The organism is Nostoc sp., from assembly GCF_036917935.1.
GTDB lineage: Bacteria > Cyanobacteriota > Cyanobacteriia > Cyanobacteriales > Nostocaceae > Nostoc.
In genome coordinates this window covers 81,384-92,487 of the sequence record NZ_JBALEL010000019.1, presented here as the reverse complement: position 1 = coordinate 92,487, position 11,104 = coordinate 81,384, and the positions used below count along the sequence as shown (strand labels likewise).

Here is an 11,104-nt window from a genome sequence, read left to right as displayed (position 1 = left end):
TAGAAGATGACATTAAGTAAACAAGAAATTTTGAGCCAAGATTACTTTCTAGAAAATCAGCAAGTATTAGATGATGATATTGAAGAAAAAGTGATGCAAATGTTTGCTTCATCGAGTCAGGGAATATCTATTGAAGAAGAAATAGATCAACTAATGGATAGTTATTCTCAAGATTTTTTAAGCACGTCCGATGCCAATACACGCATTGATTTAAATTCTTTATTAGAAAGTTTTTCGGATAGTCAAATTCCTGTTGAACCTGTTAAGGTTGAAACCTATCTCAAAAGCTTAGGCAACAATGTTGTTGCTCATTCAATCCATACATCCTCACCAGGATTTATCGGTCACATGACCTCGGCGCTTCCTTCTTTCGTGCGCCCTCTGGCAAAATTGATGACGGCAATGAACCAAAATGCTGTCAAAATAGAGACTGCTAAATCCCTAAGTTTCTGTGAAAGGGAATCTTTGGCGATGTTACATCGACAGATTTACAACTTTCCTGATAATTTCTACACTCAGCATATTCAAAATAACTTGAGTACACTAGGAATTTTAGTTTCTGGTGGGACGGTGGCAAATATCACAGCACTTTGGTGCGCCCGAAATGCTTCTTTGAAACCTAAAGATGAATTTCTTGGCATAGAAAAAGAAGGTTTAGCCGCAGCTTTAGATTTCTACGGCTACAATGGAGCAGTGATTATTGGCTCTGAGTTGATGCATTTCTCGTTTGATAAAGCTGCGGATTTAATGGGTATTGGTACGCAGAGTTTAATTAGAATCCCCACTGACAATAACAATCGAGTTAATATACAAGCGCTGCATGAAACTGTTAAAGAGTGTCGCGCCCAAAACTTACTAATTATTGCAATTGTGGGCGTTGCTGGTACTACAGATTCAGGAGGAGTAGATTCGCTTTTCGAGATTGCCGAGATTGCACAAGAAGCTAATGTTCATTTTCATGTAGATGCTGCTTGGGGCGGGCCACTCATTTTTTCTGAACAACATCGCCATAAGCTTGCTGGCATTGAAAGGGCTGATTCAGTAACTATTGACGGGCATAAACAACTATACCTACCAATGGGCATTGGTATGCTTTTTCTGCGCGATCCTTATATAGCAACAGCAATTGAAAAGCAAGCTAGCTATACCATGCGTAAAGGGTCATTTGATTTAGGTAAACGTGCTTTAGAAGGATCTCGACCTGGTATGGCTTTATTTTTACATGCTGGGCTAAATCTGCTGGGGCTTAAAGGATATGAATTTTTGATTGATGAAGGAATTAGAAAAACTCAATATATGGCGGCTCGTATTTGTAGTATGCCTGAGTTTGAGTTGTTAGCAAAACCTGATACTAACCTACTTCTATATCGGTATATTCCAGAGCAATTGAGAAAGTTGGTTGTCAACAAGCAGTTGACCAAATCCGACAATCAACTAATCAATAATTTTAATGAATGTTTGCAGAAAACCCAGCGCAAAATTGGTCATACTTTTATCTCACGGACGACAAAATCAAATACCAATCTTGGCCAAGAGATTCCTGTTATTGCCCTACGTGCAGTAATTGCCAACCCGTTAACTAAAGAAGAAGATATTGATGAAGTTTTAAATGAGCAAATCCAAATTGCTGCGAAAATTTCCATTTCCAGTTTTAGTAATTTTAATGATGATTTGACATAGGAATATATAAATATTCTTTCTTATTAGGACTTATGTAAAAAATATGGCTAAAATACCTAAGTCCTAACTAACAGGTAAAGACCAAAGATGATACATGAAAAATGCGTAAAAGCAATCATTAAAACAAAGGCGAGATTTTGATTAAGATGAATACATTAAATAATATTAATAATTTAAATGTTCAAGAAGAAATAGCTATCATTGGCTTGGCAGGTCGTTTTCCAGGAGCCAAAAATGTTAATAGTTTTTGGCAAAACATCCGAGATGGTGTAGAATCTATTTCTTTTTTTACAGATGAAGAACTAGTAAGGGCTGGAGTAGATCCGGCATTGCTAAATCAATCCAGTTACGTCAAAGCAGCTGGTGTACTGGAAGATATAGAGTTATTTGATGCTTCATTTTTTGGCTTTTCTCCAAGAGAAGCGGAAATTACAGACCCACAACACCGTCTTTTTTTAGAATGTGTTTGGGAATCTCTAGAAAATGCTGGCTATAATTCCCAAACCTATAATGGTCAAATTAGTCTTTTCGCTGGTGTCGCTGCAAATCATTATCTACTTTCTAACTTATATCCCAACCGGGAATTGATGGAATCAGCAGATAGCTTTCAAATTTTGATTGGAAACGACAAGGATTTTCTATCCACGCAAGTTTCTTATAAGTTAAATCTGAAGGGGCCAAGCATTAATGTTCAGACTGCCTGTTCAACATCATTAGTTGCTGTTCATTTAGCTTGTCAAAGTTTGCTGAATGGTGAGAGTGATATAGCATTGGCTGGTGGCGTTTCCATAGAAATGCTGCAAAAATCTGGTTATCAATATCAAGAAGGGGGAATTCATTCTCCTGATGGACACTGCCGAGCTTTTGATGCTAAAGCGAAAGGAACTAATGGTGGTAATGGTTTGGGTGTAGTAGTTTTGAAAAGATTAGAGGATGCTATTGCTGATGGTGATTTGATTTATGCAGTAATCAAAGGTTCAGCTGTTAATAATGATGGTTCCTTAAAAGTAGGATATACAGCGCCCAGCGTTGACGGTCAAAGGGAAGTGATTTTAGAAGCTCTTGCCTTAGCTGGAGTAGAACCTGAGACGATCGCATATATAGAAACACATGGTACAGGAACTGCGTTAGGCGATCCCATTGAAATCAAGGCTCTGACACAGGCTTTTCGTACTAGTACTAAAGAGAAGGAATTTTGTGCGATCGCATCAGTAAAAACAAATATCGGACATTTAAACACAGCAGCAGGTGTCACAGGATTAATTAAAACAGTCCTAGCCCTGAAAAATCAACAAATACCGCCCAGCCTACACTTTGAACAACCCAATCCAGAAATCGACTTCGCCAACAGCCCCTTCTACGTCAACACTAAATTATCACCGTGGCAAACTAACGGCACACCACGCCGCGCCGGAGTCAGTTCTTTTGGAATTGGCGGCACAAATGCCCATGTCATCTTAGAACAAGCCCCAGTAGTTGAAAACTCTAGTGCATCTCGCCCGTGGCAATTATTGCTACTATCAGCCAAAACTAGCACAGCCCTAGAAACAGCCACAGCCAATCTATTAACGCACCTCCAGCAAAATCCAAAAATCAGCCTTGCGGATGTCGCGCATACCCTACAAGTAGGTCGTCAAGCATTTGAGCATCGCCGCCTAGTAGTCTGCCGTGACTATAACGATGCGATAGAAGTGTTGAGTAGCCAAAATCCGCAACGCGTTTTAACTCATCATCATAAACCCAAACACTGTCCAATCGTGTTCATGTTTTCTGGACAAGGGGCGCAATATGTAAACATGGCACGGGAACTCTACGAAGTTGAACCGACATTACGTCAACATATCGATACTTGCGCTCAGATTCTCCAACCTCACCTGAATCTTGACATCCGCCAGATACTTTTCCCCAAAGAACAAGACCAAAAAACAGCCACTCAAGAACTCCAACAAACTGCAATTACCCAACCAGCATTGTTTGTCATTGAGTACGCCCTTGCCCAACTATGGATGGAATGGGGAGTGCATCCAGAGGCAATGATTGGTCATAGTATTGGGGAATATGTAGCCGCCACCATTGCGGGTGTTTTCTCCTTAGAAGATGCTTTAGCTGTGGTTGCAACTAGGGGACGACTGATGCAACAGTTGCCCACAGGCAGTATGTTAGCAATTCCACTGCCAGCAGAAAAGGTACAATCTTTGTTAGCTGATGATGCATCTGTGCAAATCGCAGCGATTAATAGCCCCTCTGCTTATGTGGTTTCTGGTAGCTGTGAGGCGATCGCTGCACTGCAAAATCAATTGTTTGAGAAGGGGATTGAATGTCGGCTGTTGCATACATCTCACGCGTTTCATAGTGAGATGATGCAACCAATTATCCTAGAGTTTGTCTTGGCTGTAAGCAAGGTGAAACTGAATGTGCCGCGTATTCGCTTTATTTCCAATGTGACTGGGAATTGGATTACCGATGATCAGGCAACTAATCCTAATTATTGGGGTGAACATTTGCGGCAAACTGTGCAATTTTCCGATGGCATATCGCAACTTCTGCAACAGTTTGAGGGTGTTTTCTTGGAGGTTGGCCCTGGACGAACATTAAGTACACTGACAACACAACATTTACAATCTGATGCCAAACATCTGGTGTTGAATTGTTTACCCCATGTTAAAGAACAACAATCTGATGTTGCTTATTTATTACAAGCTTTGGGTCGGTTGTGGCTTTTTGGTGTTGAGATTGATTGGTCTGGATTCTATACTTATGAGCGGCGTTATCGTCTGCCTTTGCCTACTTATCCTTTTGAGCGCCAACGTTATTGGATTGAACCCAAAAAGCAAAAACAGGATGGTTATTCTACTTCAATATCACTGGGGAAAAAGCCTGATATAGCTGATTGGTTTTACATTCCTTTCTGGAAACCATCTTTACCCGCCGCACCGCTCGAATACGCATCTCAAAAATCTTTTACTTTAGTATTTATCGATGAGTGTGGCTTGGGTAGTAAATTAGTCAAACAATTACAACATTATCAAAATATTATCACAGTAAACGTTGGGGCAGAGTTTGCAAAGCTTAATGAGTGCCAATACACTATTAATCCTCAAAATAATTATGATTATGATATTTTAATTAAGGAACTATTAACACAACAAAAGCTACCAAAAGCAATTGTTCATTTATGGAGTGTCACACCTGTTAATGATAAAAAACTAGAAATTGAAGAAATTGAAAAAGCACAAATAACTGGATTTTATAGTCTGCTATTTCTTACCCAAGCTTTAGGTAAACAAGAAACTGCTGATGATTTTCAAATCACAGTTATATCTAATAATTTACAGCCAGTAACCGGAACTGAAGTACTTTGTCCAGAAAAAGCAACTTTACTTGGTTCGATTAAAGTTATATCTCAAGAATACTCAAATATTAATTGTCGTAGTATTGATGTGATTCTGCCTTCTTGTGACAGTTGGCAAGAAGAAAAACTTGTAGAAAAGTTACTGGCAGAATTAACAGTTTATAATGCTGACAAAGTGATTGCTTACCGAGGTATGAATCGCTGGGTGCAACATTTTGAGCCAGTACGCTTTGCTGAAGCTAAGGTAGAAACACCACGCTTAAAGCAAGGAGGAGTTTATCTGATTACAGGTGGACTCGGCGGTATTGGACTTGTGATGGCAGAATACTTGGCTCGAACTGTACAAGCAAAGCTGCTATTGACAGGACGTTCAGTTTTGCCTAACCGAGATGAATGGGAAAAATGGTTAGTCACTCATAATGAAACTGACAGTATTAGCTGCAAAATTCGGAAAGTGCAAGAACTTGAAAAGTTGGGTGCAGAAGTTTTGGTAATGAATGCTGATGTGGCTAACCAGGAACAAATGCAAAATGCGATCGCTCAAGCTCAAAAGCAATTTGGTCAATTAAACGGTGCGATCCATGCTGCTGGAGTTGTTAGCACTGAATCTATTGAAAAGATAGGTAAAATTGAATGTGAACAGCAATTTCAAACAAAAATATATGGACTTTTAGTATTAGAAAAAGTCTTGCAAGACAAACAGCTTGATTTTTGTTTATTACTATCTTCCTTATCGTCTGTTTTAGGAGGATTAGGATTTGTTGCCTACTCAGCAGCCAACATCTTTATGGATGCTTTTGTACACCAACACAATCAGAATCATCCTGTTTCATGGAAAAGCATAAGTTGGGATGGTTGGCAACTTGAAAAAGAAAATCAACAAAGTACATCTTTAGGTGGAAGTTTGCATGACTTAGCTATTCAGTCAGAAGAAGGTGTAAAAGCGTTTCAAAAGATTCTAAGTTGTAGTGAATTTAATCATATAGTTGTCTCTACTGGAGAACTGCAAGCTAGAATTGACCAATGGCTGAGGCTGGAATCTTTTCCAGAAAAAGCAGCAAATTTATCACTTCATGACAGACCTGATTTAGAGAATATATACGTCGCTCCCAGAAATGAAATTGAGCAAAATATTGCTAATATATGGCAAGAGATTCTGGGGATAAAAAATGTAGGACTCCATGATAACTTTTTTGAATTAGGGGGAGACTCCCTACTAATAATTCAAGTTCGTAGTAAAATTCTCAAAAATTTAAATAGAAATTTATCAGTTGGGGAACTATTTGAATATTCAACAGTAAGTACGTTGGCTGAATATCTTGACAAAAAACAAGTTGAAGAACCAACTTTTCAACAAGCCGATCAACGTGCCAGCAGAAAAGAAGCGGCTATGCAAGAAAAAAGACAATTAGTGCAACAAAGGAGGAAGCTAAATGGATAACCAAGAAATCCACGATTCCATCAGAGGCATAGCCGTCATTGGTATGGTTGGTCGTTTTGCAGCTACTAAAAGTATTGATGAATTTTGGGAGAGTTTATGTCAGGGAAAGGAGTTAATTTCATTCTTTAGTGATGAAGAATTAGAGGCTTCAGGCGTAGACTCAGAATGGTTGAGCGATCGCAATTATGTGAAAGCTGGCGTTCGTCTGCCAGATATTGAGATGTTTGACGCGCCTTTCTTCGATATTTCCCCAAGGGAAGCCGAAATTATCGATCCCCAACACCGGATTCTGCTTGAGTGTGCTTGGCAAGCTTTGGAAAATGCTGGTTATGAACCTGGTTCAGGCAAAGGCTTGACTGGTGTTTATGTGGGAACCAATATGAGTAACTACTTTCTAAGCAAACTCAGTTCCCGCCCTGATATCATTCAATCAATGGGTCTTTCGATTATATATGGCAATAGTCAGGATTTCGCCGCTACAAGAGTTTCATATAAATTGAATCTGAAAGGGCCCAGTCTCAATGTTCAGACTGCTTGCTCTACATCATTGGTTGCTGTTCACTCAGCTTGCCAAGGATTGCTAAACTACGAATGCGATATGGCTTTAGCAGGTGGTATTTCCATAGAATCTCTCGAAAAGCAAGGTTATTTCTATCAAGAAGGAAGTATCACTTCTCCTGATGGTCACTGTCGGGCTTTTGATGCTAATGCCCAAGGAACTATTTTCGGAGATGGCGTCGGGATTGTTGTCCTCAAGAGATTAGAGGAGGCTTTAGCAGATGGTGATTGCATTCATGCAGTAATTAAAGGTTCAGCCATCAATAATGATGGTGCAGCGAAGGTGGGATATACGGCTCCTAGTGTGAGTGGTCAAGCTGAGGTGATAGCCGAGGCTCAAGCGATCGCAGGGGTTGCTCCAGAAACCATCACTTATATTGAGGCTCACGGAACTGGTACAGCTTTGGGTGATCCCATTGAAATTAGTGCTTTGAAAAAAGCATTTGCAGCCCGCACCAAACAGAAAGGATTTTGTGCGATCGCATCAGTAAAAACCAATATCGGACATTTGAATACAGCTGCTGGTGTGACAGGCTTAATTAAAACAGTCTTGGCACTAAAACATCAACAAATACCTCCCAGTTTGCACTTTGAAAATCCTAATCCTGAGATAGATTTTGCCAATAGTCCCTTTTACGTCAACACCAAATTATCAGAGTGGAAAACTAACGGTACACCTCGCAGAGCAGGTGTAAGTTCTTTTGGGATTGGTGGGACTAATGCCCATGTGATTTTGGAAGAAGCCCCGGCGACTGAAGCTTTTAGCGCTTCTCGCCCGTGGCAATTGTTACTGCTGTCAGCCAAAACCAGCACAGCTTTGGAAACTGCGACAGCGCAATTATCTACTCACTTGGAGGAAAATCCTAATATTCCTTTACCTGATGTCGCTCATACTCTACAAGTTGGTCGTCGGGCTTTTGAACATTGTCGTATGGTAGTTTGCCATGACCAAGAGGATGCAGTAAAAGCGCTGACTTCCCTCGATCCGCAACGTGTTTTTACTTACCACCGCAAACCTAGTCACTGTCCAGTTATCTTCATGTTTTCGGGACAAGGGGCGCAATATGCAAACATGGGAAGAGAATTGTATGAAATTGAAGCGACATTTGCTCAACACGTAGATAGTTGCGCCGAGATTTTGCAACGCCATCTCGGTCTTGACATCCGTTCCCTACTTTATCCCAGCAAACAAGATACCGAAACTGCTTCTTCCAAACTACAACAAACAGCGCTCACCCAAAGCGCGTTATTTGTTATCGAGTATGCCCTAGCTCAGTTATTGATGTCATGGGGAATACATCCAGAAGCAATGATTGGTCACAGCATCGGGGAATATGTCGCAGCAACCTTAGCAGGTGTATTTTCCTTAGAAGATGCTTTAGCAGTTGTGGCCAAAAGGGGACAACTGATGCAACAGTTATCTCCAGGGAGGATGCTGGCAATTGCACTTCCAGAAAAAGATGTGCGATCGCTCTTGGCTAATGCTTCTGTAGAAATCGCAGTCATTAACAGCCCATCTTCTTGTGTAGTTTCTGGTAGCTGTGAGGCGATCGCTGCTCTAGAAAATCAATTATCCTCTCAAGAAGTTAAATGTCGGCTGCTGCATACATCTCATGCGTTTCATTCTGCGATGATGGAACCCATTTTGTCAACATTTATCGAGACTGTAAAAAAAGTCAAACTACATCCGCCAAACATTCGCTTTATTTCTAATGTAACTGCTAGTTGGATTACAGATGCACAAGCGACAAATCCCAACTACTGGAGTCAACATTTGCGCCAAACTGTGAGATTTTCTGATGGAATATCTCAACTGTTAGAGCAATTTGAAGGTGTTTTTCTGGAGGTAGGACCAGGACGAACTTTAAGTACTTTGACAACACAGCATTTAGATAAAAATGCTAAACAACAAGTGCTGACTTCATTACGCCATGTGAAAGAACAACAATCTGATGTTAACTTTTTGTTGCAGACATTAGGTCGATTGTGGCTTTTTGGTGTGAAGATTGACTGGTCAGGATTTTATACTCACGAGCAGCGTTATCGTCTGCCTTTGCCTACTTATCCTTTTGAGCGACAAAGATACTGGATTGATGCTAAATTACCATCACCTTCTTTAAACAACAAGCCAACAACTTTAGATAATAAACAAGATATTGCCGACTGGTTTTATGTCCCTTCATGGAAACGCTCTTTGCTGGTTAATTCATCCTCTACTCAAATAGAACCCAAACAAGAAGAGTGGCTATTTTTTATTGATGAGTTGGGAATTGGTGAAAAATTAATTAAGGCGTTGAGCAATCAAGGTAAAAATGTCATTACGGTTAAGCAGGGAGAGCAATTTAGTAAACTAAGTGATAGTGTTTATACAATTAATCCATACAGATGTGAAGACTATAAAGTTTTGTTTCAAGAATTAATTTTATTAGGTAAGATTCCCCAAAACTTTGCTTATTCTTGGAGTCTAAATAAACTTGAAAATTGTCAATCTAGAAAATATTTAGAATTCAACAGTCTGTTGTTTTTAACCCAAAGTGTTGGTAAATTCAGAATTAGCAAGAGCTTAAATCTTTGGGTCATATCAAATAACCTTCAAGATGTTAATGGTAATGAAAAACTAGACCCAGAGAAAGCAGTAATCTTAGGTTTATGTAAAGTAATTCCTCAAGAGTATCCTAATATTAGCTGTCGATGTATTGATATTGCTTTAACAAACCGCCAAGAAACAGAACGAGATTATCACAGTATTATTGTTGACCAACTCTTAAATGAGTTAACGGCTGTATCTTCAGATTTAGTTGTTGCTTATCGTGATTGCTATCGTTGGGTACAAACATTTGAGCCAATTCGTTTAGAGTCAGTAGTAGAAGAAAAAATATCATTAAAAAAACAAGGTGTTTACCTGTTTCCTAGTGGTTTAGAAAGCATTGAAGTTGTAATTGCAGAATATTTAGCAAAAACTTTCCAAGCAAAACTCATATTTATTGAGGATTCAGATTTCCCAGAAAAGGATGATTTTTCACAATGGCTAGGAACTCACACTCAACAAGATGAAATGAGTTGCAAAATTCAGAGATTGCTAGCATTAGAAAAATTAGGCGGAAAAGTTTTGGTTATCCGTCTAGATACAGCTAATGATGAACAAATTCATCAAAGCTTTTCTTTTGAGAATCTTGGTAAAATTAACGGGGTTATTTATTCAACTGGAATCAAACGCGAACATCTATTTTGTTCAATTCTAGAAATTGATGAAATAGAATCAAAAAAAATACTTGACTTCCAAAGTGATATAATGACGATATTAGAACAAATGTTACAGAATCAAAAGTTAGATTTCTGTATCGTATTTTCTTCTTTATCTTCTATTTTAGGCGGATTAGGGTTAGGTTTATATTCAGCAGCTAATCATTTCGTAGATACCTTTACTAAGCGACAAAATCGCAATAATTTTTTGCCCTGGTATCTGATAAATTGGGATCAATTACAACTGAATCCCAATCAGAATCAAAAACAAGTTTGGCGAGAACAGGAAGCAAAATTAGCTATTAATTCTCCGGAAACGGTAGAAGTATTTAAACGAGTATTCTATTTAGAAAAAGGAACTCAGATTGCCGTTTCTACAACAGATATCAACACCAGAAATAATCAGATATTTAAGCCAGACTTCCAGGTAGATAACAAATTTTTCAATCAATTAGAGTCATCTTCCTGCTATTCTAGACCTAACCTTAGTAATGCCTATGTTGTTCCAAGAAATGAGTTAGAAAAACAAATTACCGAAATCTGGCAAGAGGTACTTGGAATTGCAGAAGTTGGGATTTACGATAATTTCTATGAATTAGGAGGAGACTCCCTCATTGCAACTCAATTAGTTTCTCGATTACGAGCAAAATTTCCTGTGGATATAGCACTGCGTGACCTTTTGTTAGAAGTAATGATCCCAGCTAAACAAACAGAAATGATTGAAGAAATGATGTTAGCAAAAATAGAAGAATTATCTGAAGAAGAAGTAGCAGTCCTTTTAAATGATTCGTAAAGATGCACACGGACTCACTACCGCTACGCTAACGTAA

3 protein-coding genes are annotated in these 11,104 nt (G+C 39.1%); all 3 read left to right on the top strand.

The window, feature by feature from the left end:
• The first annotated feature begins 6 nt into the window (after nucleotides 1–6).
• The 3 genes from panP to V7K62_RS08845 all read left to right on the top strand — a co-directional run bounded on the left by panP (nucleotide 7) and on the right by V7K62_RS08845 (nucleotide 11,067).
• Nucleotides 7–1,680 carry a pyridoxal-dependent aspartate 1-decarboxylase PanP gene (gene panP, locus V7K62_RS08855; protein ID WP_334863555.1) on the top strand — a complete coding sequence of 558 codons (1,674 nt, stop codon included), beginning with the start codon at nucleotides 7–9 and terminating at the stop codon, nucleotides 1,678–1,680.
• Between the two features lie 146 nt (nucleotides 1,681–1,826).
• Complete coding sequence (locus tag V7K62_RS08850) at nucleotides 1,827–6,473, top strand: type I polyketide synthase (protein WP_334863554.1); 4,647 nt, start codon at nucleotides 1,827–1,829, stop codon at nucleotides 6,471–6,473.
• Nucleotides 6,466–11,067 carry a type I polyketide synthase gene (locus V7K62_RS08845; protein ID WP_334863553.1) on the top strand — a complete coding sequence of 1,534 codons (4,602 nt, stop codon included), beginning with the start codon at nucleotides 6,466–6,468 and terminating at the stop codon, nucleotides 11,065–11,067. The genes V7K62_RS08850 and V7K62_RS08845 overlap by 8 nt, the downstream gene beginning before the upstream one ends.
• Nucleotides 11,068–11,104: the final 37 nt, after the last annotated feature.

What these genes read in the sequence shown, in the direction of transcription:
- panP (WP_334863555.1), top strand. Translation starts at nt 7, where the DNA reads ATGACATTAAGTAAACAAGAAATTTTGAGCCAAGATTACTTTCTAGAA.
- V7K62_RS08850 (WP_334863554.1), top strand. Translation starts at nt 1,827, where the DNA reads ATGAATACATTAAATAATATTAATAATTTAAATGTTCAAGAAGAAATA.
- V7K62_RS08845 (WP_334863553.1), top strand. Translation starts at nt 6,466, where the DNA reads ATGGATAACCAAGAAATCCACGATTCCATCAGAGGCATAGCCGTCATT.